The 26,487-nt window shown below is 63.9% G+C and carries 22 protein-coding genes; 11 read left to right on the top strand and 11 right to left on the bottom strand.

All coding sequences use genetic code 11. The features are described from left to right. Positions 1-18 precede the first annotated feature (18 nt). From flhA to HWE17_RS05130, 4 genes are all read right to left on the bottom strand, one after another. Positions 19-2,115, bottom strand: coding sequence for a flagellar biosynthesis protein FlhA (gene flhA, locus HWE17_RS05145; RefSeq protein WP_035821417.1), 2,097 nt, complete (start codon positions 2,113-2,115; stop codon positions 19-21). Beyond that, positions 2,112-3,296: a flagellar biosynthesis protein FlhB gene (flhB, locus tag HWE17_RS05140; RefSeq protein WP_176388027.1), complete on the bottom strand. Its 1,185-nt coding sequence runs from the start codon at positions 3,294-3,296 to the stop codon at positions 2,112-2,114. Before flhB ends, flhA begins: the two co-directional genes overlap by 4 nt. Positions 3,297-3,435: 139 nt before the next feature. Continuing rightward, positions 3,436-4,434 (bottom strand): fumarylacetoacetate hydrolase family protein, encoded by a 999-nt coding sequence (locus HWE17_RS05135; protein ID WP_176388026.1) that lies wholly within the window; start codon positions 4,432-4,434, stop codon positions 3,436-3,438. 88 nt (positions 4,435-4,522) lie between these two features. Continuing rightward, complete coding sequence (locus HWE17_RS05130; RefSeq protein WP_176388025.1) at positions 4,523-5,233, bottom strand: pseudouridine synthase; 711 nt, start codon at positions 5,231-5,233, stop codon at positions 4,523-4,525. 256 nt (positions 5,234-5,489) lie between these two features. Between HWE17_RS05130 and HWE17_RS05125 the strand changes: the two genes are divergently transcribed. Next, positions 5,490-5,885, top strand: a complete 396-nt coding sequence (locus HWE17_RS05125; RefSeq protein ID WP_051958995.1) for a hypothetical protein — start codon at positions 5,490-5,492, stop codon at positions 5,883-5,885. A gap of 376 nt (positions 5,886-6,261) precedes the next feature. Here the strand turns inward: HWE17_RS05125 and HWE17_RS05120 are convergent, their stop codons facing one another. The 4 genes from HWE17_RS05120 to HWE17_RS05105 form a co-directional block, all read right to left on the bottom strand. Then, positions 6,262-7,263: a S49 family peptidase gene (locus HWE17_RS05120; protein ID WP_176388024.1), complete on the bottom strand. Its 1,002-nt coding sequence runs from the start codon at positions 7,261-7,263 to the stop codon at positions 6,262-6,264. Positions 7,264-7,302: 39 nt separating this feature from the next. Continuing rightward, the gene (locus tag HWE17_RS05115; protein ID WP_176388023.1) at positions 7,303-7,680 is read right to left on the bottom strand and encodes a Rieske 2Fe-2S domain-containing protein; all 378 of its coding nucleotides are present in this window, start codon (positions 7,678-7,680) and stop codon (positions 7,303-7,305) included. After that, positions 7,677-8,336, bottom strand: a complete 660-nt coding sequence (locus HWE17_RS05110; RefSeq protein ID WP_176388022.1) for an HAD-IIIA family hydrolase — start codon at positions 8,334-8,336, stop codon at positions 7,677-7,679. The genes HWE17_RS05115 and HWE17_RS05110 overlap by 4 nt, the downstream gene beginning before the upstream one ends. Before the next feature lie 89 nt (positions 8,337-8,425). Then, complete coding sequence (locus HWE17_RS05105) at positions 8,426-9,421, bottom strand: RluA family pseudouridine synthase (RefSeq protein WP_034754116.1); 996 nt, start codon at positions 9,419-9,421, stop codon at positions 8,426-8,428. A 696-nt stretch (positions 9,422-10,117) separates the two neighbouring features. On the opposite strand from HWE17_RS05105, the gene HWE17_RS05100 reads away from it, so the two are divergent. From HWE17_RS05100 to HWE17_RS28495, 6 genes are all read left to right on the top strand, one after another. Beyond that, entirely contained in the window at positions 10,118-13,237 is a 3,120-nt protein-coding gene (locus tag HWE17_RS05100) for an Rne/Rng family ribonuclease (RefSeq protein WP_176388021.1), read from the top strand. Positions 13,238-13,324: 87 nt separating this feature from the next. Then, a complete protein-coding gene (gene chrA / locus HWE17_RS05095) occupies positions 13,325-14,662 on the top strand; it encodes a chromate efflux transporter (RefSeq protein ID WP_176388020.1) in 1,338 nt (445 codons plus the stop codon). Positions 14,663-14,691: 29 nt separating this feature from the next. Then, complete coding sequence (gene moaA, locus HWE17_RS05090) at positions 14,692-15,813, top strand: GTP 3',8-cyclase MoaA (RefSeq protein WP_176388019.1); 1,122 nt, start codon at positions 14,692-14,694, stop codon at positions 15,811-15,813. 61 nt (positions 15,814-15,874) lie between these two features. Then, the gene (gene glp, locus HWE17_RS05085) at positions 15,875-17,722 is read left to right on the top strand and encodes a gephyrin-like molybdotransferase Glp (protein ID WP_176388018.1); all 1,848 of its coding nucleotides are present in this window, start codon (positions 15,875-15,877) and stop codon (positions 17,720-17,722) included. Next, positions 17,719-18,501, top strand: coding sequence for a hypothetical protein (locus tag HWE17_RS05080; RefSeq protein WP_176388017.1), 783 nt, complete (start codon positions 17,719-17,721; stop codon positions 18,499-18,501). The genes glp and HWE17_RS05080 overlap by 4 nt, the downstream gene beginning before the upstream one ends. Before the next feature lie 294 nt (positions 18,502-18,795). Next, positions 18,796-19,704: an MHFG family PEP-CTERM protein gene (locus HWE17_RS28495; protein ID WP_217916696.1), complete on the top strand. Its 909-nt coding sequence runs from the start codon at positions 18,796-18,798 to the stop codon at positions 19,702-19,704. A 12-nt stretch (positions 19,705-19,716) separates the two neighbouring features. Here the strand turns inward: HWE17_RS28495 and rmuC are convergent, their stop codons facing one another. Both rmuC and HWE17_RS05065 read right to left on the bottom strand, forming a co-directional pair. Beyond that, the gene (gene rmuC / locus HWE17_RS05070) at positions 19,717-21,102 is read right to left on the bottom strand and encodes a DNA recombination protein RmuC (RefSeq protein WP_176388016.1); all 1,386 of its coding nucleotides are present in this window, start codon (positions 21,100-21,102) and stop codon (positions 19,717-19,719) included. Between the two features lie 5 nt (positions 21,103-21,107). Beyond that, entirely contained in the window at positions 21,108-21,503 is a 396-nt protein-coding gene (locus HWE17_RS05065; RefSeq protein ID WP_034785429.1) for a group II truncated hemoglobin, read from the bottom strand. A gap of 131 nt (positions 21,504-21,634) precedes the next feature. Between HWE17_RS05065 and HWE17_RS05060 the strand changes: the two genes are divergently transcribed. The 3 genes from HWE17_RS05060 to HWE17_RS05050 are packed head-to-tail and all read left to right on the top strand — an operon-like array spanning position 21,635 to position 23,766. Beyond that, positions 21,635-22,900, top strand: coding sequence for an MFS transporter (locus tag HWE17_RS05060; RefSeq protein ID WP_176388015.1), 1,266 nt, complete (start codon positions 21,635-21,637; stop codon positions 22,898-22,900). 12 nt (positions 22,901-22,912) lie between these two features. Then, positions 22,913-23,260: a GIY-YIG nuclease family protein gene (locus HWE17_RS05055; RefSeq protein ID WP_099402972.1), complete on the top strand. Its 348-nt coding sequence runs from the start codon at positions 22,913-22,915 to the stop codon at positions 23,258-23,260. Positions 23,261-23,316: 56 nt separating this feature from the next. Then, complete coding sequence (locus tag HWE17_RS05050; protein WP_099402971.1) at positions 23,317-23,766, top strand: MarR family winged helix-turn-helix transcriptional regulator; 450 nt, start codon at positions 23,317-23,319, stop codon at positions 23,764-23,766. Between the two features lie 21 nt (positions 23,767-23,787). Here HWE17_RS05050 and cqsA read toward each other — a convergent pair whose 3' ends face one another. Next, positions 23,788-25,035, bottom strand: coding sequence for an alpha-hydroxyketone-type quorum-sensing autoinducer synthase (gene cqsA / locus HWE17_RS05045; RefSeq protein WP_176388014.1), 1,248 nt, complete (start codon positions 25,033-25,035; stop codon positions 23,788-23,790). Between the two features lie 152 nt (positions 25,036-25,187). Here cqsA and HWE17_RS05040 point away from each other — a divergent pair, with 152 nt between their 5' ends. Further along, positions 25,188-26,486, top strand: a complete 1,299-nt coding sequence (locus HWE17_RS05040) for a sensor histidine kinase (protein WP_176388013.1) — start codon at positions 25,188-25,190, stop codon at positions 26,484-26,486. The last annotated feature ends 1 nt before the right edge of the window (position 26,487 follow it).

Below are 26,487 nucleotides of genomic sequence, written 5' to 3'. Positions count from 1 at the left end.
CCTTCGCTTGGGTTTGCTTTATTGCGCGCCCACCAGCGCCGTGACGCGGATCGTCTTGGTTTCCGGCACTTCCGCATGCGACAGCACCTTGAGCTGCGGCAAGGCGCGGCGCAGGAAGCGCGACAGCAGGGCGCGCAGCGGCGCCGGCACCAGCAGCACCGGCGTCAGGCCCAGCGCTTCCTGCTGCTGCGCGGCCAGGCCTGCCTGGTGCGCGATGGTGTCGGCCAGGCCAGGCTCGATGCCAGCGCCATCGCCGCCATTGCCCATCGCTTGCATCAGCAGGCGCTCCAGGCGGCTGTCGAGGGTCATCACGGACAGTTCGGCCGCGCCGGGGAACAGTTGCTGCACGATGGCACGGCCCAGGGCCACGCGCACCAGCGCCGTCAGCTCGTTCGGGTCTTGCGTGCTGACCGTATGCTCGGCCAGGGTTTCGATGATGCTGCGCATGTCGCGGATGTGCACGCCCTCGGCCAGCAGGTTCTGCAGCACCTTTTGCAAGGTCGACAGCGACAGCATCTTCGGCACCAGGTCTTCCACCAGGCGCGGCGCATCCTTGCCCAGGTGGTCGAGCAAGGATTGGACTTCCGCGCGGCCCAGCAGTTCGGAAGCGTGCGAGGTAATCAGATGATTCAGGTGCGTGGCCACCACGGTGCCCGCGTCGACCACCGTGTAGCCCATCGATTGGGCCTGGTCACGCAAGCTGGCGTCAATCCAGGTGGCGGGCAAGCCGAAGGCGGGGTCGTTGGTGGCCAGGCCCGGCAAAGTGCCGCTGGCCATGCCGGGGTTGATCGCCAGGAACTGGCCGTTGAACGCTTCGCCCACGCCCACTTCCACGCCCTTGAGGGTGATGCGGTAGGCGGACGGCTTCAATTCCAGGTTGTCGCGGATATGCACGGGCGGCGCCAGGAAGCCCACTTCCTGGGCGAACTTCTTGCGGATGCCCTTGATGCGCTTGAGCAATTCGCCACCCTGCGTCTTGTCGACCAGGGGAATCAAACGGTAGCCCACTTCCAGGCCCAGGGTATCGACGGGCATGATGTCTTGCCAGCTGGCTTCTTCCTGCTCCGGCGCCACGGTCGCTTGCGGCGCTTCGGCCGGCTTTTCGGCCGCCTCTTTTTCCTGCGTGCGTTTTTTGCTGATCAGATAGGCGGAACCGGCCAGCAACGACGCCAGCAGGATGAAGACCATGTTCGGCATGCCGGGAATCAATCCCATGCCGCCGATGATGCCGGCGGTAATATAGAGCACTTGCGGTTTCGCAAACAATTGTCCCACCAACTGGGTGCCGATGTCCTGTTCGCTGGCCACGCGCGAGACGACGATACCGGCCGCCGTGGAAATGATCAGCGAAGGAATCTGCGCCACCAGGCCGTCACCGATGGCCAGCAGGGTGTAGTTCTTGAGCGCATCGGCAAAGCCCATGTCGTGCTGCAGCAAGCCCACCAGCAAGCCGCCGACGATGTTGATGACGGTCACCATGATGCCGGCGATGGCGTCGCCGCGCACGTATTTGCTGGCACCGTCCATGGCGCCATAGAATTCCGCTTCCTGCGCCACTTCCGTGCGGCGGCGGCGCGCTTCGTCTTCGCCGATCAGGCCGGCGTTCAGGTCGGCATCGATGGCCATCTGTTTACCGGGCATCGCGTCCAGCGCGAAGCGGGCGCCCACCTCGGCGATACGGCCCGCACCCTTGGTCACCACCGTAAAGTTGATGATCGTCAAAATAATGAAGACCACGATACCGACCGTGTAGTTTCCGCCAATCAAGAAGTGACCGAACGCTTCAATCACTTTACCGGCCGCGTCGGCGCCCGTATGGCCTTCCGTCAGCACAACGCGCGTGGACGCCACGTTCAGCGACAGGCGCAGCATGGTCGACACGAGCAAGATGGTCGGGAAGGCCATGAAGTCGAGCGGCTTGACCGTGTACAGCGCCGTCAGCAGCACGATGATGGACAGCGCGATATTAAAACTGAAGAAGATGTCGAGGATGAAGGCCGGCAGCGGCAGCACCATCATCGCCAGCAGCATGATGATGATGATAGGCGCGGCGATGCCCTTGCTGGCGTTGCCACCCATTCCACTGAGCCAGGCTGGCATTCTCAGGCCGTTCATGGTGTACTTCCTTTATTCTTGTCTGCTGCGGGCGGTGTCTGCGATGCGGGATTGTGCGGGTCGAGCTCGGGCGGCACGTCGAGTTTCTTCGGCTTGTCGGGACGCTCGCCCTGGCCCTTGCCATAGCTGCGCAGCTGGAACACATAGGCCAGCACTTCGGCCACGGCGCCATACAGCGCCTCGGGAATCTCGTCGCCGATGTCCGTATGCTGGTACAGCGCGCGCGCCAGGGCCGGCGCTTCCAGGATGGCGACCTTGTGCTCGCCCGCCAGTTCGCGGATCTTCGCGGCCACCTCGTCGATGCCCTTGGCCACCACCTGCGGCGCGCCGCGCGAATTCTCGCCATACTTCAAGGCCACCGCGTAGTGGGTAGGATTGGTCACCACCACGTCGGCCTTCGGTACGTCGGCCATCATGCGGCGGCGCGACATTTCATGCTGCATCTGGCGGATCTTCGCCTTGATCTGCGGATTGCCGTCCGACTCTTTCGACTCTTGCTTGACTTCCTGCAAGGACATTTTCATCTTGTTGGCGTAGTGCCACATCTGGTACGGCCCATCGATGGCGGCGATCAGGCCCAGCGCGCCGACGATCAACAGGAAGGCCGTGATCAGCAGGCTGATCAGATGGGCCGAGCCGGCGCGCAAGGATTCGACCGACAGGCCCAGCACGGCATCCTTTTGATGCTGCATCACCATCCAGGCCACGACGCCGACGACGAGGGTCTTGGCGATGGCCTTGAGCAATTCCACCAACGCATTCTTCGAAAACATATTGCCCAGGCCGCGAATCGGGTTGAGCTTGCCAAAATTGGGGGTGAACGCCTTGGAACTGAACAGCCAGCCGCCCACCAGCACGGGCGAGGCCAGGGCGACGAGCATGATGGCCAGCGCGTACGGCAGGCAAGTGAGCAAGACGGAGCCCACGTCGTAGCCGATGCGCAACATCATCGCGTCGGGATTGAGGATCTGCTCGCGGTCCAGGGTCAGGCCGGAAACCATCACGGCCGTCAGCCGCCCCACGATGGCGTCGCCGGCAAACCACAGGCAGCAGCCGGACGCCATCAACACAGTAAACGTTGCCACTTCACGCGATCGCGGAACGTCGCCTTCCTCACGCGCCTGCTCGAGGCGCTTCGGTGACGCGGCTTCGGTCTTTTCTGCGTCGCTGTCTTCCGACATCAATCAACTCCGGTGAAGTCCTGCAGCCTGGCTAGGCGCAATACGGACTGGGCATGTTGCATTATCGGTTCAGGCGGGCGCGCGCCATCGGCGGAACAGGGGGGCAAATCCCCTGCATTTCCTTTACTCTCCAGTAACCTTAGCGGGACTTCCTCGCTTCCGCCTGCTTCACCGTCTGCTCGATGGCGCCAAACAGCGACTTGCCATCGTCACCGAGCATTTCCAGCCGGACCACATCGCCAAACAACAGGAATGGCGTGCTGGCGACGCCATCGGCGATCATCTCCTGGTTACGTCGTTCAACGATACTGGAAAACCCCTTCTTGACTTCCTTGTTGGCGACGCCGCCCGCACTGACCACGCTGCCGGCACGCGCATTGCGCGTCTGGCACAGATGGGCCAGCAACTGAGGGTAATTGAAGGCCATGTCGGCGCCCGCGTGGGGCTGGCCCGTCAACTTGCCGTTCAGGCTGCAGCGCAGCGCGTAATGCACCTTGCCGCCGCGCCAGGCGTCACCCAGCTCATCGGGCGTAATCGCCACGGGCGAGCAGGCCATGGCCGGCTTCGCTTGCAGGAAGCCGTAACCACTGGCTTGCTCGTCGGCCGCCAGGTTGCGCAAAGTAATGTCGTTGACCAGCATCAGCAGCTTGATGTTCAGGTGCGCCTGGTCGGGCGTCGAGCCCATGGCCACGTCGTCCGTGATGGCGGCGATGCCTGCCTCGTAATCGATGCCCCACTGCTCATGCGCCAGGGTGATGTCGTCGTGGGCGCCGAGGAAATCATCGCTGGCGCCCTGGTACAGGCGCGGCGCCTCGCGCAAGTTGGCGGGCACATCAACGCCAGCCGCCTTGCAGGCCCGCTCGATCTGCTGCAGGTAGGACGCACCGGCCACACGCAAGCTGCTGCGCGGCAAGGGCGCCATGCAGTTGGCCGGATCGAACTCGAAAGCGCGATGACCGCGGCCGCTGTTGATGGTCTGGTACAGCAAATCGAGCTGGGGCGCGATGAAGCTCCAGTCGTCGAGCGCCTTTTGCAGGGTCGGGGCGATGCCGTCGGCCAGGTGGGCCGTTTTCAGGTCGCGCGAGACGACAGCCAGCTGGCCGTCACGCGTGCCATCCTTCAGGGTTGCTAATTTCATGTGCGGGAAACTTCGTCAAATGCAGGCAATAGGAGGCTAAAGACGCCAAAAAGCCGGGACATCCCCGGCTTTGGCGGTCTGGAGGAATTTAGGCCAGCAGCGCGATCTGCTCGGGAGTCAGATAGCACCACTCGCCTTCGGCGATGCCCAGCGATTCCAGGGTCAGGCTGCCGATGGCGGAACGGTGCAGCGCGCTGCAATGGTTGCCGGCGGCGGCCAGCATGCGCTTGACCTGGTGATATTTGCCTTGCTCAAGCACGATTTCCAGCTGGTGTTCGCCGCGCTTGACGCAGACGAGGGCGGCCAGCGGGGCCGGTTCGTCATGCAATTGCACGCCAGCCAACAGCAGGGCTACCAGCTCATCGGTCACCGGCTCTTGCGTGGTGGCCTGGTAAATCTTGGGAACGTGGCGCTTCGGCGACGATTGTGCATGGATAAACGGGCCATCGTCGGACATCAGCAGCATGCCGGTCGTATCGTGGTCGAGCCGGCCAACGGGCTGGACTTCGCGCCAGGTGAATTGTTCCGGCAGCAAGGTCAGCACGCCAGGGTGATGGCTGGGCTTGCGCGAGCATTCGAAGTTGGCAGGCTTGTTCAGCGCCAGGTAGAGGTGCGCGCGGTAGACCCACTCTTCTTCGAACACGTGCAGCACCAGGCCGTCGGTCTCGACGGTGGTGCGGTAATTGGTCTGGGTGACGCCATCGATGATGACATCGCCATCCTCGATGAGGGAACGACAATATTTACGGGTGCCAAAACCCTGCGATTGCAGGATGCGGTCTAGGGATAATTTACTCATGGGCGTGACTTTACCAGAAGCGGCTGGCAGCGTGAAGCGGCGGCAGCTGGCGCCTGCGCAGCGGTCCAGGCTGCACGAAACCATGGCGCATGCAGAAATACCAAAAAGAACAAGGTGAGATTTGGCGAGAAATGGTTGATTCTTTTGAGAAATATCAAGCGCTCGGAATATCGCGTTGATAGACTGAAACTTCGTTAGGAATCCGCCTAACGAGCTTTAGGAATAATAACCAAGCAACGACCCACAAGGACATTGTATGAAGCATACCGATACCATCGCCTTACAAGGCAGCATCGCCGACATGCGCCAACGCATCGCCGCGGAACAGGCGGCCATGCACAAAGTCAGGCTCGGCGTGGCGCGCTGGAGCAGCGCCCCGGCGCCGCACGATGCGGACGCGCCGCCAGCGCCTGCAGGCCAGACGCACTGGCATGCCGAGGCGCAATGCCATTTCATGTGCTGGCTGGAACTGGGCGGTTTTGCGCATGCGGACGCGAACGCGGAGAGCGACAGCGTCACCGCGCCTGCCATGGCGGACATGCCGCCCGACACCAGCGCAAACAGCAGCGCCAACAGCAACGCCAGTGCAGCGGCGGCCCGGCAGGCAAGCACCGCGCTCCTGCCCGCGCACTGCAACGGCTGCGCCGCCTGAACGCGGCCCATGCGACCAGCCATGCCCCGCCCTCGCATGCCTGCCTTGCCCGCACGCCCAGCCCAGACAACAACATCCAGCGACACCGGCCCATCTTGCACACACAAAAGGAAACGGCGGCATTGCGCCGCCGTTCCCAAGCCCCATCGGGACTTTAGTGAGGAATGTAAATTCACTCAAAACCACATCTGCGATGCGGCGAGTAGTTCCAGGACCTGCCAATCAAGTTAGTACTGACAACATAGTTGATATATCGCCCCTCCTTGAAAAGAACTACGCTTTCACTATAGCCCAAGCAGCCCCTTTTTCAAGCCAATTTACCACCTTATTGAAAATCATTCTCGACTGGCTTGCCTGCCAGCTAACAGTGATGCTCTCAGCGCAACGCCGGTTGTGACTGCTGCACGGCTGCCTTCATGGCGCCCGCGCCCATGGCGGCACCAAACTTCTTCAGGACCCGTTCCGGCAAGCCTTCATGCTGCGTGTAGTCGACGATGTCTTCCGCCTTGACGACGTCGCGCGCCACGCTGTCGACCGTGCCGAAGTCGTCGGCCAGGCCCATTTCCACGGCTTTCGCGCCCGTCCAGTACAGGCCCGAGAAGGTGTCAGGGGTTTCCTTCAGGCGCTTGCCCCGTCCCGTGCGCACGACGTCGATGAATTGCTGGTGGATTTCATTGAGCATGCTCTGCGCATACGCCTTGTGCTTTTCCGTCAGGGGGCTGAACGGATCCATGAAACCCTTGTTCTCGCCCGCCGTCAGCAAACGGCGCTCGACGCCGACCTTTTCCATCACGCCCGTAAAGCCGAAGCCATCCATCAGCACGCCGATGGAGCCGACCACGCTGGCCTTGTTGACGTAGATGCGGTCGGCGGCGGCAGCGATGTAATAGCCGCCCGAGGCGCACATTTCATCGACCACCACATACAAAGGCTTGTCCGGATAGCCCTTGCGCAGGCGCTGCATCTCGTCGACGATCATGCCGGCCTGCACGGGACTGCCGCCGGGACTATTAATATGCAGCACCACGGCCACGGAGCCGGCATCGGAAAACGCCTTGTCCAGCGCGGGGATGACGACGGCGGCCGAGCCGCTGCCTTCGGACTCGATGGCGCCGCTGATGTCGATCAGGGCCGTATGGCGGCCCAGGGTTTCGCTGTCGTCGGCCGTGTTGTAGTCATAAAATACCCACAGGGCGAACAGCACGATCAGCAGGCCGAACACCTTGAAAAAGATGCTCCAGCGGCGGTGCGCGCGTTGCTCTTGCAAAGTGGCAAATACCAGCTTTTCCAGCACGTCGCGCTCCCAGTGTCCCGCAGGGGCGCCGTGGCTGGCGGCTGGCGCGCTACTGTCCAGCTTGTCATTCGTGTTATCGCTCATGGTTCACTTTGCTTAAATTACAGAAGGCCTGCCCCGGCCTCAGGCCAGCAATGGCTGGACATATTCGTCGGGCTGCCAGTACAGCTGGCCATCACGCTCGGCCACGGCGATCGGACGCAAGCGTCCGCCCTTGCAGGGGCCGCCTGCGCACAGGCCGCTTTCCGGCACATAGATGGCGCCATGCGTCGAACACATCAGATACAAACCGCTGGACTCGAAAAACTCGCCTTCCGCCCAGTCCAGTTCGATCGGCACGTGGGCGCAACGGTTCAGGTAGCCATACGCCTTGCCGCCGTGGCGCACGACAAAGCCCGTGGTCGCTTCGCCACCGGCCGAAACGGGAAAGCGCACGCCCTTGCCGCCATCAGCCACGGCGTCGGCGGCGCAAATGTAAATATCGACAGCATCGTTCATCATGCGTGCTCACTCAGCCATTGATGCAGGTCGGCCACCGTGGCGGCCGAATACAGGGGATTGCAAGCTTGCAACTGCGCCACGGGATGCGCCCCATACTCTACGGCAATACTGGCCGCGCCTGCATTGCTTGCCATCAATAAATCATGACTGGTGTCGCCGATCATCACGGTACGGCGCATATCCTGCCCCAATTCGCGCGTCAGCTCCTGCAGCATGGCCGGATGGGGCTTGGAAAAGGTTTCGTCAGCACAACGCGTCGCATCGAACAGGGACAGCAGCTTGACGGCATTCAGGGAGCGGTTCAGGCCGACACGGCTCTTGCCCGTGGCAACGGCAAGAAAGTAGGCTTGCTGCGACAATTCCTGCAACATTTCGTAGACGCCAGGAAACAGCGCCAGTTCATGGTCGCGCGACAGGTAGTGATAACGGTAGCGTTCCGCCATGCGCGCATGGTATTTCGGCTCCACGTCGGGCATCACCAGCTGCATGGCTTCCTGCAAGCCCAGGCCGATCACATGCGAAGCGAGCAACTCGGTGGGGATAGGCAAGCCCAGGTCTTTGGCCGATGCCTGGATGCACTTGACGATGGTCGAGGTACTGTCTATCAGGGTACCGTCCCAATCGAAGACGATCAGATCAAATTGCTTTCTTGCCATGTTTCCCGACGACATAGCCGCCGGCTCCTTGAGAATGAATGATGGCGACTGACTACCTTGTGAGTAGTGTCGCGCGCACGCGTCGAATTTTATCGTGCAGCAACGGCCAATGGTTTGCCCAAGCTTACCAAGAAACGCTCGCATTCGGCAGCCAGCGGCGCGTTCAGGGTCATCGTCTTGCCCGTTTCCGGATGCGTAAACGTGATCTGGTGCGCGTGCAGGAACATGCGTTTCAGGGCGCCGCGCGTGCTGTCGGCTTTCAACAGGGCACGGTTGAGGGCAAAGTCGCCATATTTATCGTCGCCGGCGATGGGGAAACCGGACGAAGACAGGTGCACGCGGATCTGGTGCGTGCGTCCCGTTTTCAATTCCGCTTCCAGCAAGGCGAAGTTGTGATATTTATGCAACAGTGAAAACACCGTGTGCGATGCCAGGCCATCGGCCTGCACGGCCACCCGGCGCTCGCCCTCGGCCGTCGTATATTTATGCAATGGCAACTTGATATGCTGGCGCGCATTCTTCCAGTCGCCTGCCACCAGCACCAGATAGCGCTTGTCGGTGACGCCGTCGCGCATCTGTTCGTGCAAATTCGTCAATGCCGTGCGTTTCTTTGCCAGCAACAGCAAGCCGGACGTGTCGCGGTCCAGGCGGTGCACCAGTTCCAAAAACTTGGCGTCGGGACGCGAAGCGCGCAATTGCTCGATCACGCCGAACGAGACGCCCGAGCCGCCATGCACGGCCACGCCGGCCGGCTTGTCGATGACGAGCAGCTGCGCATCTTCGAAGATGATCTTGAATTCGGCGGCCGGCGCGCCCGTGGGCGCCTTTTCGGCCACGCGCACGGGTGGAATGCGCACCACGTCGCCGGCGGCGAGACGGTACAGCTGATCGATACGGCCTTTATTAACCCGCACTTCTCCCGAACGCAATATCCGGTAGATGTGGCTTTTAGGCACTCCCTTGCACACTCTTAATAAGTAGTTGTCGATGCGCTGGCCTGCTTCTTCCTCGGCGATCGTTACGAATTGGGCTTGCGGCTGAACCGGGGGTGTTGAAGGGGGAACAACATCATTTTGACTCTTCATTTACTATGTCTTCCCAGAAATCTCTCTAAGTCCTTCATTTTGAATATATAATTGTTTTTGCTGCGGCCCTGGCTGCTGCGAGTGTAAGAATAAAAGCACATTTTACACAGGGGCGTCTCCACCGGCCTCGCCAAATTGCAAATTCGGTGGAAAAAAATGTATATGCACCATCCCTGCGCGAATCAAGGTTGCACCGTAGTTGTAATCGGATAACGCGTGGAGATGCTGAAGTGAGTGTGGGATTATAAGGATAAGTACCCGTTAGCGCGACTTATCGAGTCGGGCTCGCGGGTTGATGAAGTTGATAACGCTTGCCGTTTTCGCCAAACCCCGTATGTGGCCAAATACTGAGGGTTGTCGATGATAGGCTGAGGCCAAGCCTCGCCATCGCGATCCCTGTAATGAGCCGGCTAACGATTTTGGCTCTGAATTTGCTGACCACTTGCATTCTCTGTCCCCGATGCAGTTCATTCTCATCCGGGCTGTTTCAGATGAGTTGCAAGTGTCCTGTGCACTCGGCATGACGATCGACCTCACCGCGCCTGTTGCGGCCGTAACGCATATCTCGTACGCGTTGTTGCTCCGCACGCCTGGGCATTTCCCCCGCCAGCACTCCCGTTCTCGCATATATCCCTGTACTTCGCCGCTTCCCCGGAAGCGGCTTTGAGATGGCCTACGGGTCGCGGAGTTATAAAAATGAAACGCATGTTGTTTAATGCCACGCAGCAAGAAGAACTGCGCGTAGCGATTGTCGACGGACAAAAACTGATCGACATCGATATCGAGACAGCCGGGCGCGAACAGCGCAAATCCAACATCTACAAGGGCGTGATCACGCGCATCGAGCCATCGCTCGAAGCGTGTTTCGTCAGCTATGGCGAAGACCGCCACGGCTTCCTGCCTTTCAAGGAAGTTGCCCGCACGTATTTCCGCGAAGGCGTCGACGTACGTAACGCTTCCGTCAAGGAAGCGCTGCGCGAAGGCCAGGAAATCATGGTCCAGGTTGAAAAGGAAGAGCGCGGCAACAAGGGCGCCGCCCTGACCTCGTTTGTTTCTTTGGCCGGCCGTTACCTGGTCCTGATGCCAAACAACCCGCGTGGTGGTGGCGTATCGCGCCGCGTGGAAGGTGAAGAGCGCCAGGAATTGCGCGAAACCATGGATAAACTGGACTTACCTGCTGGCATGTCCGTGATTGCCCGCACGGCAGGCATCGGCCGCAACGTCGATGAACTGCAGTGGGATTTGAATTACCTGATGCAACTGTGGCGCGCCATCGAAGGCGCCGGCAAGTCGGCCAATGGCGCTTTCCTGATCTACCAGGAATCGTCGCTGGTCATCCGCGCCATCCGCGACTACTTCCAGCCCGACATCGGCGAGATCCTGATCGACACCGACGAGATCTACGACCAGGCGCACCAGTTCATGAGCCACGTGATGCCCGACATGGTGCACCGCGTAAAACGCTACAGCGACGACGTGCCGCTGTTCTCGCGCTTCCAGATCGAACACCAGATCGAAACGGCGTACAGCCGCACCGTGCCGTTGCCATCGGGCGGCGCCATCGTGATCGACCACACCGAAGCGCTGGTCTCCGTCGACGTCAACTCGGCCCGCGCCACGCGCGGCTCGGACATCGAGACGACCGCCTTCAACACCAACTGCGAAGCGGCCGAAGAAGTGGCCCGCCAGCTGCGCTTGCGCGATCTGGGCGGCTTGATCGTCATCGACTTCATCGACATGGAAGTGGCGAAGAACCAGCGCGAAGTGGAACAGCGCCTGAAAGACGCGCTGCACCATGACCGTGCCCGCGTACAAATGGGCAAGATTTCCCGCTTCGGCCTGATGGAACTGTCGCGCCAGCGCCTGCGCCCTTCGCTGTCCGAAGGTTCGCACGTGACATGCCCGCGCTGCTCCGGCACCGGCCACATCCGCGACACGGAATCGTCCGCCCTGCAGGTGCTGCGCATCATCCAGGAAGAGGCGATGAAGGAAAACTCGGCCACCATCCACGTGCAAGTGCCCGTGGACGTGGGCGCCTTCCTGCTCAACGAAAAGCGCGGCGAAGTGCTGAAGATCGAGAACCGCCACCGCATCGCCGTGATCCTGATCCCGAACAAGCATCTGGAAACGCCGCACTACAAGCTGGAACGTATCAAGCACGACGATCCGCGTCTGGAAGACAGCCAGGCCAGCTACAACCTGGCTGAAAGCGCTGAAACCGACATGGCTTACAGCAAGCGCCAGAAGGAAGAAGCCAAGCCGCGCCAGGAAGCCGTCGTCAAGACGATCACCCCTGACCAGCCGGCACCGCTGGTCGAGCGCAAGCCCGTCGAAGCGAAACCGGCTCCAGTGGCCACGCCTGCCGCACCACAGGGCCTGATCGCCAAGATCATCAGCTTCTTCACCGGCGCTCCGGCACCGGTGGCACCGGCGCCCGCTCCTGTCGCTCCAGCCAAGCCGGCCGGCGCCGACCGTGGCGACCGCAACAGCCGTGGCCCGCGTGGCCGTGGCCGCAACGGCAAACCTGGCCGCGAAGAGCGCGAACCGGGCCAGGGCCGTCCAGCCCAGGACGATGCCGCGAAAGAAGCGGAAGCACTGGAAAAAGCGGCCCGTCCGCCACGTCCACCGCGTCCGCCACGCGAACCGCGTGAAGCGCGCGAAGGTGGCGATGCAACGGCCGTGCCACGCGAACGCGGTGAGCGTCCGGAACGCGCGGAACGTCCTGAGCGCGCAGAGCGCCCGGAACGCGCCGAGCGTCCGCCACGCCAGCCACGCGAAGGCCGCGAACCACGCGCCGACAAGGCTGTTGTTGCTGAGGTAAAAGCTGAAGAACTGGCCCTGGTTGGCGCCACCGCCAGCGCGGTGAATGTGGTCGTGGCGTCAAGCGGCCCTGAATCCGACGCCGCACCGGCAAACCTGCTGAAAGCGCCGGCGAATGCCGGTCCTGAAGGCGAAGAGACGGAAAGCGACGTGGAAGGCGAAGAACCGCGCCGCCGCCGTCGTCGTGGTGGCCGCAACCGCAACCGCCGCGACCGCGAAACGGGCGAGCTGATCGAATCGGCAAACGGTGACAACGACGGCCAGGACGCGCCAGTGATCAGCTTTACGGTCGCTCCGGCGCCGGAAGCCGCCGCTGACGTCGCTGCCGCGCCAGTGGAAGCTGTAGCCGAAGCCGCACCAGCCGTCGTGGCTGAAGTGGTCGAAGTGGTCGAAGTGGTGGAAGTGGCCAAGGTTGAAGAAGCCGCTCCAGTTGCTGAAGTGATCGTGCCGCCAGCCCCTGTGGAAGCCGTCGTTGCTGCAGCGCAAGCTGAACCAGCCGCTGCCGAACCAGCACCAGCTGCCGAGTACAGCTTCGCCGAGAAAGCGGAAGCCGCACCGGCGCCAGCGCCTGCGCCAGCGGAAGTCATCGTCGAAGCGGCGCCAGTCGTGGAAACGCTTGCTGTCGTGGAAACCGTCGTCGTGGCGGAAGAAGTTCCAGCAGCAGCGCCAGTCGCCGAAGCGGCACCGGCCGTGGTGGAAGCGGCCCCGGTGGTTGCCGAAGTGGCTCCCGTCGCTGCTCCTGCACCAGCACCAGCACCAGCGCCCGTCGTTGCTCCGGCTCCTGCTCAGGCAGCACCTGCCGCCGCGCCACTGGACTTGAGCGCAGTGCTCGGTTCGGCCGGCCTGACCCTGGCGGCCACCGATCCGGAAAAACTGCGCCTGGCGCAGGAAGCGGCCGCCAAGGCAGTCGCTCCGGTACGCAAGCCGCGCGAACGCAAGCCATTGCCGCCGCAATCGGATGAGCCGTTGATCCAGGTCAACACGCAACGTCCATAAGCGGACCGGGTTCGCCCAGCCGCCAATGATGAAGGGGAAGCTCAGGCTTCCCCTTTTTTACGTCCACTTTTTTGCCAGCCAGCCGCCATGCACGAGCACGCCACTCCTTCCCCCGTCAGCCTGCGCAGCGCCTTCTGGTACTGGCTCAAGCTGGGCTGCGTCAGCTTTGGCGGTCCGGCCGGGCAAATCGCCATGATGCATGCGGAACTGGTGGAAAAGCGGCTCTGGATTTCCGAGCAGCGCTTCCTCCACGCCCTGAATTACTGCATGCTGCTGCCGGGGCCGGAAGCGACCCAGCTGGCCATCTACATCGGCTGGCTGATGCACCGCACGCGCGGCGCCCTGGTGGCGGGCCTGCTGTTTTTGCTGCCCTCGCTGGGGGTGCTGATCGTCCTGTCCTGGCTGTACATGGCGTATGGCCACGTGGCCGCCATCGCCGGCGTTCTGTACGGCATCAAGCCGGCCGTCGTCGCCATCGTGCTGGCGGCCGCCTGGCGCCTGGGCCGGCGCACCTTGCGCAGCCCCGGCCTGATCGCCATCGCGGCGGCCGCATTTGTCGCCATCGCCGCGCTACATCTGCCATTTCCGCTGATCGTGCTCGCCGCCGCCCTACTGGGCATGGCGGGCGGGCGCTGGCTCCCGACCCAATTCCATGCCGGCGCCACGGGGCACGGCGGCGCGGCCCGCTACGGCGCCGCCCTGATCGATGACGACACGCCCACGCCGGAGCATGCGCGCTTCCGCTGGCCACGCTTGCTGATCACCTGCGCGCTGGGTCTGGCGCTGGCCTTCTTCGCCTGGCTGAGCCTGGCGCTGGCAGGCGGTGCGGACCAGCCGCTGGCGCAGATGGGCGTGTTTTTCAGCAAGGCCGCCCTGCTGACGTTCGGCGGCGCGTATGCCGTGCTGCCCTACCTGGTGCAGGGCGCCGCCGACCACTACCACTGGATCAGCAGCGCGCAAATGATGGATGGCCTGGCGCTGGGCGAAACGACGCCCGGCCCCCTGATCATGATCGTCGCCTTCATCGGCTTTGTCGGCGGCTGGAGCCATGCCGCAGGCATCACGGGCGAGCACCTGTGGCTGGCCGGCGTATGCGGCGCGCTCGTCGCCAGCTGGTTTACTTTTTTGCCCTCGTTCATCTTCATCCTGGCCGGTGCGCCGCTGGTGGAAGCGTCTCGCGGCAATCTGCGCCTGAGCGCGCCCCTGACGGCCATTTCGGCGGCCGTGGTCGGCGTCATCGCCAGCCTGGCTCTGTTCTTTGGCCGCCACGTCTTCTGGCAAGCAAACCCGCTGCCGCACTGGGACTGGCTGGCGATATTCATCGCGCTGGCGGCCGGCGTGGCGCTGATCCGGTTTCAAGTTGGCACCATCAAATTGCTGCTCGCCTGTGCCATCTTCGGCCTCGTGCTATCGTATCTGCCTTGACCGATTTAACGTAAGTGGTATCACCTTTCATGGCTGACAAGATTATCTACCTCGCCGAGGCCCGCAATGGGGCTTTGGTGATCCCCGCGCAGCTGGAAAGCCCGAGCGGCAACGTGGCCGACAGCCTGGGCCGGCCCCTGCACGACTTGCGCATCTCGATTACCGACCGCTGCAATTTCCGTTGCGTGTATTGCATGCCGAAAGACGTGTTCGACAAGAACCACGTGTACCTGCCGCACACGGATTTGCTGTCGTTCGAGGAAATCACGCGCGTCGCGCGCCTGTTCGTCGCGCACGGCGTGGAAAAGATCCGCCTGACGGGCGGCGAACCGCTGCTACGCAAGAATATCGAAAAGCTCATCGCCATGCTGGCCGCCCTGCGCACGCCGTCGGGCCAGCCGCTGGACCTGACCCTGACGACCAACGGCTCCTTGCTGGCAAGGAAAGCGCAGGCGCTCAAGGATGCGGGCCTGAACCGGGTCACCGTGTCGCTCGACTCGCTCGACGACGCCACCTTCAAGCGCATGAACGATGTGGATTTCGCCGTCGCCGACGTGCTGCACGGCATCGATGCGGCGCACGCCGCCGGCCTGGGCCCCATCAAGATCAACATGGTCGTCAAGGCCGGCATGAACGAGCAGGAAATCGTGCCCATGGCGCGCCACTTCAAGGATACGCCCTACATCCTGCGCTTCATCGAATACATGGACGTGGGCGCCTCGAACGGCTGGAACTTGCAGGAAGTCATCCCGTCCGCCGAAGTCGTGCGGCGCATCGCCGCGCACATGCCCTTGCTGCCCATCGACCCGAACTACACGGGCGAGACGGCGGCGCGCTGGCGCTATGCGGATGGCGGCGGCGAAATCGGCCTCATTTCCAGCGTCACGCAAGCGTTCTGCGCCGACTGCAGCCGCGCCCGCCTCTCGACCGAGGGCAAGCTGTACACGTGTTTGTTCGCCAGCAGCGGCCACGACTTGCGCAGCCTGCTGCGCGGCGGCCGCAGCGACGCGGAAATTTCCTCGGCCGTGGCGCAGCTGTGGCGCGGCCGCGGCGACCGCTATTCGCAATTGCGCACCAGCCAGACGGATTTGACGGGCGGCGCGCTTGAGCACGGTAAAAAGAAAGTGGAAATGTCGTACATCGGTGGCTGAATCGGGCGCGGCGCAGGCCCGCCACTGCTACCATGGCGCATGCACCCACTTCCTACCTGACATGATCAACAAACACGACATTACCGGCCTGATCCTGGCCGGCGGCCTCGGCACGCGCATGGGCCAGCGCGACAAGGGCATGCTGCCTCTGCATGGCCAGCCCCTGGCCCGCCACGTGCTGCAGCGCCTGGCGCCGCAAGTGGGCCAGCTGGCCATCAGCGTCCACGCGGACGCCGGCGATTACGCAAGCTTCGGTCTGCCCGTGTGGCCGGACTCTCTGCCGGGCCAGCTGGGTCCCCTGGCGGGTTTGCACAGCGGCATGCGGCACGCCGGCACGCCCTACCTGCTGACCGTGCCCTGCGACTCTCCCTTGCTGCCGCCCGACCTGGCGGCGCGCCTGGCCGCTGGCTTGATGCAAAACAATGCCGACCTGGCCATCGCCGTCACCGAGGAAATCGATGCGGCGACGGGTCAGACTGTGCGCCGCCCGCACCCCGTCTTCTGTCTCGTCAAGACTGCCGCCCTGCCCCAGTTAGACGCTTATCTGCGCGGTGGGGAACGCCGCATGCGCACCTGGCACGGCCCCCTGAAGCTGGCCGAAGTACTGTTCGAGAACAATAGCGCGTTCGGCAACATCAATACCCCGGACGAGCTGGCCGCCCTGCAGGCGCAGGGCTTGTCCGTGCCGATGGCGCAAGCCATCCTGGCCGACACGGTCGCGCCCGTCGCCGAGATCGAGGAATTGCCGCTGCCGCAAGCGTTCGAGCGCATCCTGGCGGCCGACATCGTCTCGCCCATCAGCGTGCCCGCGCACGACAATTCCGCCATGGATGGCTATGCGCTGCATGGCGACGACCTCGGTGGCGACACGCCCGTGACCCTGGCCGTGGTCGATACCATCCTGGCCGGCCGCCCGGGTACGGTCACCGTACAGCGCGGACAATGCGCGCGCATCATGACGGGCGCCGTCATGCCGGACGGCTGCGACAGCGTGGTGCCGCAGGAACTGGTACAGCAAGCCAGCGCAAGCAGCATTACCGTGGCGCCCGACTGCATCCGCCCCGGCGACAACCGCCGTTTCAAGGGCGAAGACTTGATGCAGGGCCAACCTGCGCTGCTGCAAGGCAAGACACTCGGGCCGGCCGAACTGGGTTTGCTCGCCTCGCTGGGCATCGCCACGGTACCCGTGCGCCGCCGCCTGCGCGTGGCCTTCTTTTCCACCGGCGACGAATTGCGCTCGATCGGCGAGCCGCTGGATGCCGGCTGCATCTACGACAGCAACCGCTACACCCTGCTGGGCATGCTGACCCGCCTCGGCTGCGAGGTGCTCGACATGGGCATCGTCAAGGACAATCCGCAGGCGCTGGAAGTAGCCCTGCGCGGCGCCTGTGCCTCGGCCGACGTCATCGTCACCTCGGGCGGCGTGTCCAGCGGCGCGGCCGATTTTACGCGCGAGATCCTGGCGCGCCTCGGTGAAGTGGCCTTCTGGCAAATCAACATGCGTCCGGGCCGCCCCATGGCCTTTGGCCGGATTGCCAGCGAGGGCGACACGGCTTTGCTGCTGGGCCTGCCCGGCAACCCCGTGGCCGTGATGGCGGCGTTTTATTTCCTCGCCCGCCCCACCCTGCTACGCCTGATGGGCGCCGATGCGGACACGGCCGCCCTGGCGCTGCTGCAGGTGGCGGCGCAAGCGGCGATCCGCAAGAAACGGGGCCGCACGGAATACCAGCGCGGCATCGTCGAACGGGGCCAGGACGGACGCCAGCACGTACGCTTGACGGGGGCGCAAGGCTCGGGCATCCTGCACTCCATGACGCAAGCCAATTGCATTATCGTACTGCACGAAGCGCAAGGCCATGTGGCCGCCGGCGACCTGGTCGATATCGTACTATTCCATGGACTGATATGAAACTGATACTGACACTGGCCCTGCTGCAGGGCATGACGGCGTACGCCGGCGAAGTCCACAGCAATGGCTACACGGTGCGCTTCGACGAGCGCATCGAGGAAGCAAGCGGTGACTTGCACGGCGCAACCGCGGGCCGCGTCAGCATCGTGCGCACCAGCGACCAGGCGCTCGTGTGGCAGGAAAACACGCCCTTGCGCCCCGATTGCGGCGTCGTTGCGGCCGTCACCGCCATCAACGACCGCTTCGTGGCCGTGTGCGGCCACTTGGGCGGGCGCCACTACACGCAAAAGATTATCTTCATGCAGGGCAACGCACTCTCCATGGTCAGCGTGGACCAGTACGACTCGCCCAGTCCCGTGCGCGTGGAGCGCAACGGATCGCTGGCCATCGACGTCCAGCGGCGCGACCGCTTTCCTGGCGAACTGACGGGGCCGCATTACTTTCCCACCGTGTACCGTTTGCACCACGATGACGCCACGTTCGGCTTCGTCCCCAGCTTTGACGGCGATGCCGCCGAGCGCTACTGGCAGCACTACCGCGCCACGCGCCAGGCGGCGCCGGCGGCGGCCGTGCTGCCGGAACTGCTGGCCTCCCTGCTGGCGGCCCAGGCCGGCAAGCAATCCATCTGCGCGGAGCTCGATACGCTCGCCGCCGACTTGCAGCAAGGACGGCAGGACGATGCGCAAGGCGCGCGCACCTTGATGCGCACGTGGCTGCACAAGCTGCCCGCCATCGGCTATCCCGCCTTCGATACGCAAGCCTGCCCAGGCCGCATCTAACACCCATCGTTGCACCGCCGCCTGCCAGCGGCGCATCCCTCAAAACCCTCCGCCCTCCAAACGGCCCGCCTTGCGCGGGCCGTTTGCATTGCCCCTTCGCAATCAATTTCCCCATGCGGCAACTGCTCGCCTATCGAGATAAAAATACTAATTATTTCTTTAAATAACATATCAACAAACACAACACAAATTGTAATAATTTTATTTATTTGTTGATATGAGAGTTTCTTCGGTGATAACATCCGATCTCGCATAAAATTCAATTTTGATATTGTTTTCACGAGGAAACTAATAATGAGACACCGTTCATGGATCGCGGGCGCCGGCATGCTGGGAGCGGCTTGTCTGCTCGGCATGCTGTCGCTGGCGCCGCTGCCCGCTGATGCAAAAGGGGCCCCACGGGCCGATGTGCTGGAACACTGCAGCTGGAATCGCCCGGGCGTCGACCCGTTCATGGGGGATGTCGTGGCCGCCGTGGACCGCTACCCGGACATCGCGCCGCAGGTGCGCGAGCAATTGAAGGCGCGCATGCGCGCGCGCCAGTATGATGAAATCGTCGTGATCAGCCGCGACGCCATCCGCGGCAAGGGCAATTACGATGCACGCATCAGCGACATGCATTTCGGGCCGGGCCGCGTTTGTCGCAATGTCACGCGTGCAGGCTGGAGCGAGCAGATGCAGGAACGGGGACTCGTGTACTGCGTGCAGGGCGCCTGCATCCTCGTGCCCACAGTGTGCCGCAATGTCAGCCGCATCACGCAGGCGGCGGCCGGGCCGCGCGGCGCCGGTGCTGCCCCTGGCGGAGCTGCGCCAGGCGGCGCAACGCCGGTGGCCGCCGCACCTGCGGCAACGCCTGCCACGGCGGGCGTGCCCGTCATCGAGCATCCCGCCGGCGCGCATGGCGGTTCGTTCACGGGCGTGCCGCCGGCCGTGATGGCCAGCCTGCCCCTGCTGGTCTTCGATGTCGTGCGCACCGGCAACGACACGCTGCTGCCGTCGAGCATAGGCGGTGGTCAGCCACCACGCGGCAGCAGCATCATCGCCGAGCCATTCGTCCCCACCGTCATCCTGCCCTCGCTGCCGCCCACCGACCTGTCCGTCCTGCCGGCCGTGCCGGAACCGCACACCTGGGCCATGCTGCTGGCGGGACTGGCGCTGCTGGCCGGCGCTACGCTGCGCCGCCGGCCGGCGGCAGCGGCCTGAACGCGGGCGGCGCTATTCGCCGTCGGCCTCGGCGGACAGCCCAGCGTCCGCCTTACCCAGCAGCAAGGCGGCCGCCTCGCCCGGCAAGGCTTCCACGGATTTCAATTTGCGCGCCATCTGCCGGCTGCGCACTTCCGCGCTTTCGATATTCTTCGCCGCCTTTTCCAGGGTCAGGCGGGTTTGCGACAGCACGTCGCCGAACTTGCCAAACTCCGTCTTGACGGCGCCCAGCACTTGCCACACTTCCGACGAGCGTTTTTCCAGCGCCAGGGTGCGAAAACCCATCTGCAGGCTGTTGAGCAAGGCAGTCAGGGTAGAGGGCCCGGCGATGCTGACCCGGTGCACGCGCTGCAATTCGTCGGCCAGGCCCGGACGGCGCAGCACTTCCGCATACAAGCCTTCCGTGGGCAGGAACAGGATGGCGAAATCCGTCGTTTGCGGCGGCGCCAGGTATTTTTCGGCGATGGTTTTCGCCTCGCCCCGCACGGCCCGTTCCAGCTCGCGTCCGGCCAGGGCCACGCCCTCGGCATCGGCCCGCTCGGCCGCTTCGACCAGGCGCTCGTACTGTTCCTTGGGGAACTTCGCATCGATCGGCATCCACACGGGCGGCCCGCCATCAAGCATGCCCGGCAGCTTCAGGGCGAATTCCACGCGCGCGCCGCTGCCCGGCACCGTTTCCACGTTCTTCGCGTACTGGTCGACAGTAAGTACCTGCTCCAGCAGCATTTCCAGCTGCACCTCGCCCCAGGTGCCCCGCGTCTTCACATTGGTGAGCACCCGCTTCAGATCGCCCACGCCCAGCGCCAGCTGCTGCATCTCGCCGAGGCCCTGGTGGACTTTTTCCAGCCGCTCCGACACTTGCTGGAACGATGCACTGAGGCGCGTTTCCAGGGTGGCGTGCAGTTTCTCGTCGACCGTCTTGCGCATCTCTTCCAGGCGCGCGCCATTGTCGGCCTGCAAGTCGCGGATCTTGTTTTCCAGGGTGGCGCGCACTTCCAGCATGCGCTGCGCATTCGATTCCGTCAGCTGCGCCAGCGTCTGGTTGGTGCTGTCGGCAAAGCGCGCCAGGCTTTGCGCCTGTTCCTCGCGCCCGACTTTCCCCTGCGCCTGCATCTGCGTGCGCAGGCTGTCGAGCTGTTGCAGGGTCGCCGCCTGGAATTGCGCCAGGCTGGTGGCCAGGTCTTGCCGTGCCGCTTGCGCCGACGCCTGCAGTTGCAGCCGCACTTCGCGCTCGACCCGGTCGATGCGCTCCAGGCTTTGCTGCTGGTGCTGCTGCACCAGGGCCAGGGTGGTGGCGCCATCGCCGGCCGCGCCACGGGGGCGCAGCAAGATCAATAGCAATAAAACGATGGCGACGATGGCGGCGCCCAGCAGGCTGTAAAACTCGATAGGGCTCATGGCTGTCAGTCAGGTTTGTTGCGCATCCAGTCGGCCGTCTGATAGAACGATTCCATCAGGCGCACGCGCAAGGATTCTTCGATGCCCGTGTCTTCCATGGCCCAGGCCATGGCGCGCAGCCACTGGTCGCGCTCGCTGGTGCCGATGGCGTAGGGCAAGTGACGGGCGCGCAGGCGCGGGTGGCCGAATTTTTCGATATACAAGTCCGGTCCGCCCATCCAGCCCGTCAGGAAGAAATACAGCTTGTCACGCGAACCGTCCGTCGACGGTGGATGCATGACGCGGATGCCGGCGAACTCGGCTTCGAGCTCCATCAAGTCATAAAAACGGTCGACCATTTCGCGCAGCACGGGGGCGCCGCCGATGGTCTCGTACAGGGTAGGGGCAGTGGTATCAGTCATGGCCGCCATGATAGCGCAAGCGCCGGCGGCCCATGCGGCGCCGGTACCTCTGCCACAATAAAAAGCAATATGCTTGACTACTCAAGTTTATATCAACTACCATGCAATCTTTAAACACGGACAAAACCACCATGTCGACCACCGCAGAATCGCATTTGCTACGCAATACCAATTTCCGCTGGCTGCTGGGCGGCGGCCTCGTGTCCATGCTGGGCGACCAGTTCAGCATGCTGGCCCTGCCCTGGCTGGTGCTGAGCCTGACGAACGATAGCCTCAGCCTGGGCATCGCCGTGGCCCTGATGGGCGCGCCGCGCGCCGTGCTCATCTTGTTCGGTGGCGCCATCGCCGACCGCTACTCGCCCCGGCGCGTGCTGCAGCTGAGTAAATATGCGAACGCCGCCATCCTGCTGGCGCTGGCCGGCCTGCTGGTGCTGGACCAGGCCAGCCTGGCGCTCGCGTATGCGGCCGCGCTGGCGCTCGGCATCGCGTCCGCCTTCGCCATTCCCGCCGGCACGGCCATCCTGCCGCAAGCCGTGCCGCCGCCATCGTTGCAGAGCGCCAATGGCTTGCAGATGGGTGCGCGCCAGTTGTCCCTGCTGGCCGGCCCCCTGCTGGCGGCGCTCGTGCTCGGCGCCCACGGGGGCGGGCAGAAAACCGCTATGGCGGCGCTGGCTGCCGCCTTTGCCATCGATGCGCTGACGTTTCTGTTTTCCGCCTGGACCTTGCGGCAAGTCAAGCTGCGGCCACTGGCAGCGGCCACGGCGCAGGGCATGTGGCGCGACATGGCGGCGGGCCTGGCCATGGTCTGGCGCGACCTTCCCTTGCGCAGCTGCTATGCCTACTGGGCCGTGGTGGCGTTCTTCGTCATGGGTCCGCTGCAAGTGGCCTTGCCCGTGCTGGCCGGCGAGCGCCTGCACGGCGCCGCGGCACTCGGTTTGCTGATGGGCGCGCATGGCGCCGGCACCCTGGCCGGCATGCTGGCGTCCAGCCTGGGCGGCGCCTGGCTGCGGCGCCGCTTCGGCGCCACCCTGCTGCTGGTCGATGCGGTCGTCGGCCTGCTGCTGATGGGGCTGGGACAAGTCGACACGGCCTGGCAAGGCGCGGCCCTGCTGGCCGTGACGGGGCTGCTGGGCGGTTACTTGCAGGTGGCCATCTTTACGTGGATACAGCGGCGCGTGGCGCCCGCCATGCTGGGCCGGGCGATGGCGCTGTTCATGGGCATCTTCCTGGGCCTGGCGCCGCTGTCGGCGGCCGCCACGGGCGCGCTGCTGCGCCACGTCACCGTGGGCGAGCTGTTCTGCGGCGGCGGCGCCCTGCTGCTGGCGGCCGCCGTGGCCGCCGCCCTGCTGACCGGCATCCCCCGCATCGGGGAAGCCGATTGCGTCATTCAACCTTGAGAAAGTTTTACTATGGATAAAACACAGCAAGCTGCCCTGAAAGCTGCTTACCGGCAACAGCCGCCGCCGCTGGGCATCATCGCCCTGCAGCACTTGCCCAGCGGGCGCGCCTTGCTTGAAAGCAGCCGCAACGCGCCCGGCATGCTGAACCGGCACCGCTTCGAACTGAACCTGGGCAAGCACCGCAATGCGGCGCTGCAGGCGGACTGGCGGCGCGACGGCGCGGCGGCCTTTTCCTGCACGGTCATCGATACGCTCAAGCTTCCCGACGATCCCGCCTTCGATGCGGACGCCGAACTGGGCGCCCTGCTGGATCTGCACCGCGCGCACTGGCTGGAACAGGGTCTGCCACTGTATTGAGCTGCGGTGCATTACACTTGCATACTCAAGCACTTCGCAGTAAAACAAAGGATGGCATGAACGATCACACTCCCCTCTCGCCGGACGGCGATGGCGCGCTGGACTTTTGCCTGCGCCTGGCGCGCGCCCAGGCGCTCATCGTGCGCCGCTTCGACAGTACCCTGGGCAATTTGCATGGCCTGAGCTTCAGCGACTATCAATTGCTGTACCAGCTGCAGCGCGCCCCCGGTGCGCGCCTGCGCCGCATCGACCTGGCCGAGCGCCTGGCATTGACGGCCTCTGGCGTCACGCGCTCCCTGATGCCGCTGGAAAAGATTGGCCTGGTGGCGCGCCAGGCCGATGCGCGCGACGCGCGCGTCGGCTATGCCGTGCTGACGGCCGCCGGCCTGGCATTGCTGGAACATGCCAGCGCCACGGCGCAGGCGGTGGGACGCGAATTGCTGCACGACGCGCCGGCGGAACAACTGGCGGCGCTGTCGGCCATCCTCGGCAAGCTGGCCGGCTGACGCTGCCAGCCTGCCTGCCGCTTACACGAGCGCCAGCTTGCGCAGGCGCCGCGTCGACTGCCACTGTTCCACGCCCGCTTCGGCGCGAATGGCGGCGCAGCCCACCAGCACCCGGTCGATGGCCGCCTCGTCGAGTCCCGCGTTCAGGGTCAGGCGCACGAGGGCGCGGTTCTTCGCCGTTGCCGGGGCGCAAAACATGGCGCCGAAAATACCTTGCCGTTCCAGCGCCTGGCGCAGGGCCAGGGTGGCAGGTTCGCCGCCCGCCTCCAGCGCCACGATCTGCTCCGTGCCATCGCTGACGTTGTAGCCCAGTTCGCGCAAGCCTTCGCGCACCTGCAGCGTATGGCGCCGCAAGGTGGCGCGCCGTCCGTCGGCAGCCATGATGAAATCGAGCGCCGCGCCCAGCCACGCCAGCTCATGCGCCAGCAGGCAGGAACTGAAGATGGCGGGCCGTGATTCGGACAAAAAATAGCCCTTGAAGCGGCTGGAACAGCTGATGAAGCCGGCCCGGCCCGCGAAGGCCTTGGCCAGCGACGCCGTGCGGAAATGCACGCGGTGGCCCAGGCCCCACGCTTCCACCAGACCGGCGCCCTGCGGGCCATGCGTGCCCAGCGAGTGCGACTCGTCGACCACCACCACGCAGTCGCTGCGCTCGGCGATTTCGAGCAATTCCAGCAGCGGCGCCAGACTGCCGTTGGTGCTGTACAGGGCGTCGACGACGATCACGCCGCGGCCATGCTTTTCCACTTGCCGCCGCAGGTGGGTCATGTCGTTGTGCAGGAAAGGCACGGCCTGGGCCTGCGCCGACAGCACGCCTTCCCACAGCGAGGCGTGGGCCTGCATGTCGAGATAAACGGGAATGCCGGGGCTGGCGATACACTGGATCAAGCCCACGTTGGCCGCCATGCCGGACTGCGCCAGGATGCCGTCCTCGCAGCCCATGAAACGGGCCAGCCGGCTTTCCAGCCGGTGCTGTTCGCTGCCTTCCTGCAAGTACACGGCCGACATCAGCATGCCGCCCGCATGCGCCTGCAAGGATGCCACCTGGGCCGCCACCAGCGCCGGCTCCGCGGCGATGGACAGGTAGTCGTTGCCGGCCAGAAAAATGGCATGGGCCGGTGTCGGTTGCCAGGCGTGGGGATGCTGGCCGCCCAGCAATTTTTCGATGCGCGTGATGTGATGCGCATCCATGCGCCGCACGATGTAGTCTGGCAGGCAGTGTTCGGCACGGGCGAACGACGGGATGGGCAAGCTGGTAGCGATGGTCATGAGTTTTCTCCTAGGGAAATGTTTGCTGCGGATTAAAGCCTTGACCGTCTCGCCAACCCATCCATTGACGTATATCAATGTCCGGCGAGATAACCGTTCAACCAGGAAAATTTACGCGATGATAATGTTCTGAAGAGAATCAAGGCAGAGTCATGACGCAGCAATTGCAAGCACGATGGACATACTGGCGCAGGCGCCTGCTCCATTCGCTGCTGCATGAGCGCATGCCGCATGAAAACCTGGCTGGCAGGGTCGCCATGCTGGCCGCCGTGGGCACGGTGGCGATGCCGCTGTACTATTTGCTGTGGCATTACTTTTTTCCGCAAGCCTATGAAAACCTGACCTTGCGCCTGACGGGCGTGGGCATCTGCGTGGCCGGCCTGTTTGCCCGCCGCTTCTCGGCCCGCTGGCTGTCGCGCTACCTGCTGTTCGCGCTCAGCTACATCCTGCCCTTCTTCTTTACCTTCATGTTTGTGATGAACCATGCTTCGTCCATCTGGAGCGAATCGCTGCTGATCGGCCTGGTCGTGCTGTTTCATTTCGAAACGAAACTGGCTTGCCGCGCCTACCTGATCGGCACCAGCGCCGCCTGCCTCGCCGTCATCCTGCAAGGGGAAGGCGGCTTCCTGCTGCAGCGTGAAGTGCTGCAGCAACTGCCCGTGCACTGGTTTACCATTGCCGCGCTGTCCGTGGTGAAAGTGGGCAGCAAGGTGCTGGAACGGGAACGGCTGGCAGGCCTGGCGGCCGGACTCGGTTCCGTGGCGCACGAGCTGCGCACGCCGCTGACCAGCGTGGAAGCCAATGTGCGGGGCATGCGCCGGCTGCTGCCGCAGCTGGCCGGCCAGGTGGACGACATGCCCCCGCTGCAGGAAGCACTAACACGCATCCAGTTCGAAGTGCGCCACATGCAGCACATGATCGATTTGTTCCTGATGAGCGCCAGTGCCGTGAACCGCAACCTCCAGCCCAGCCAGGCACTATCGATGCTGGCAATGGTGAATTCCGTGCTCAAGCGCTACCCATTTACCGGCAACAGCCAGCGCGGCAGCGTCAAGGTTGACGTGCGCGCCGACTTCCAGTTCGCGGGACAGGACGAACTGTGCGTGGTAATCCTGCTGAACCTGCTGAGAAACGCGCTGAAAGCCATCCAGCGGGCCGGCAAGGGACGAGTGCGCATCGTCATCGACGGCGCCCGTCCCGTGCCCAGGCTGCTGTTCATCGACACGGGCTGCGGCATCGCGAAGAATCGCCTGCCGCTGATCTTCGAGCGTTTTTACTCCTATCCCGTACATAACGGCAGCGGCATCGGCCTGGCCCTGTGCCAGCAGATCGTCACGGCCTGGCAGGCGCGCATCCGCTGCGTGTCGCGCGAGCACGCGTATGCGATTTTTATCCTGGAGTTTCCCCAGCCCATGCCGGCCCGCTTCCAATCCTCTTTCCCCGCAAGGTGAC

The sequence above is a fragment of the Janthinobacterium sp. BJB401 genome (assembly GCF_013372745.1).
GTDB lineage: Bacteria > Pseudomonadota > Gammaproteobacteria > Burkholderiales > Burkholderiaceae_D > Janthinobacterium > Janthinobacterium rivuli.
The sequence above is the reverse complement of the archived record's forward strand: the minus strand, read 5'-3'. Positions and strand labels throughout refer to the sequence as shown.

Excerpts from the sequence above, each read along its gene's own strand:
- cqsA (WP_176388014.1), bottom strand. The coding sequence starts at position 25,035 with ATGACCATCGCTACCAGCTTGCCCATCCCGTCGTTCGCCCGTGCCGAA.
- HWE17_RS28495 (WP_217916696.1), top strand. The coding sequence starts at position 18,796 with ATGAGACACCGTTCATGGATCGCGGGCGCCGGCATGCTGGGAGCGGCT.
- HWE17_RS05135 (WP_176388026.1), bottom strand. The coding sequence starts at position 4,434 with ATGAAATTAGCAACCCTGAAGGATGGCACGCGTGACGGCCAGCTGGCT.
- HWE17_RS05055 (WP_099402972.1), top strand. The coding sequence starts at position 22,913 with ATGGATAAAACACAGCAAGCTGCCCTGAAAGCTGCTTACCGGCAACAG.
- HWE17_RS05120 (WP_176388024.1), bottom strand. The coding sequence starts at position 7,263 with ATGAGCGATAACACGAATGACAAGCTGGACAGTAGCGCGCCAGCCGCC.
- HWE17_RS05040 (WP_176388013.1), top strand. The coding sequence starts at position 25,188 with ATGACGCAGCAATTGCAAGCACGATGGACATACTGGCGCAGGCGCCTG.
- glp (WP_176388018.1), top strand. The coding sequence starts at position 15,875 with ATGATCAACAAACACGACATTACCGGCCTGATCCTGGCCGGCGGCCTC.
- HWE17_RS05110 (WP_176388022.1), bottom strand. The coding sequence starts at position 8,336 with ATGGCAAGAAAGCAATTTGATCTGATCGTCTTCGATTGGGACGGTACC.
- HWE17_RS05130 (WP_176388025.1), bottom strand. The coding sequence starts at position 5,233 with ATGAGTAAATTATCCCTAGACCGCATCCTGCAATCGCAGGGTTTTGGC.
- HWE17_RS05105 (WP_034754116.1), bottom strand. The coding sequence starts at position 9,421 with ATGAAGAGTCAAAATGATGTTGTTCCCCCTTCAACACCCCCGGTTCAG.
- chrA (WP_176388020.1), top strand. The coding sequence starts at position 13,325 with ATGCACGAGCACGCCACTCCTTCCCCCGTCAGCCTGCGCAGCGCCTTC.
- HWE17_RS05060 (WP_176388015.1), top strand. The coding sequence starts at position 21,635 with ATGTCGACCACCGCAGAATCGCATTTGCTACGCAATACCAATTTCCGC.
- HWE17_RS05100 (WP_176388021.1), top strand. The coding sequence starts at position 10,118 with ATGAAACGCATGTTGTTTAATGCCACGCAGCAAGAAGAACTGCGCGTA.
- HWE17_RS05125 (WP_051958995.1), top strand. The coding sequence starts at position 5,490 with ATGAAGCATACCGATACCATCGCCTTACAAGGCAGCATCGCCGACATG.
- moaA (WP_176388019.1), top strand. The coding sequence starts at position 14,692 with ATGGCTGACAAGATTATCTACCTCGCCGAGGCCCGCAATGGGGCTTTG.
- HWE17_RS05115 (WP_176388023.1), bottom strand. The coding sequence starts at position 7,680 with ATGATGAACGATGCTGTCGATATTTACATTTGCGCCGCCGACGCCGTG.
- HWE17_RS05065 (WP_034785429.1), bottom strand. The coding sequence starts at position 21,503 with ATGACTGATACCACTGCCCCTACCCTGTACGAGACCATCGGCGGCGCC.
- flhA (WP_035821417.1), bottom strand. The coding sequence starts at position 2,115 with ATGAACGGCCTGAGAATGCCAGCCTGGCTCAGTGGAATGGGTGGCAAC.
- rmuC (WP_176388016.1), bottom strand. The coding sequence starts at position 21,102 with ATGAGCCCTATCGAGTTTTACAGCCTGCTGGGCGCCGCCATCGTCGCC.
- HWE17_RS05080 (WP_176388017.1), top strand. The coding sequence starts at position 17,719 with ATGAAACTGATACTGACACTGGCCCTGCTGCAGGGCATGACGGCGTAC.
- flhB (WP_176388027.1), bottom strand. The coding sequence starts at position 3,296 with ATGTCGGAAGACAGCGACGCAGAAAAGACCGAAGCCGCGTCACCGAAG.
- HWE17_RS05050 (WP_099402971.1), top strand. The coding sequence starts at position 23,317 with ATGAACGATCACACTCCCCTCTCGCCGGACGGCGATGGCGCGCTGGAC.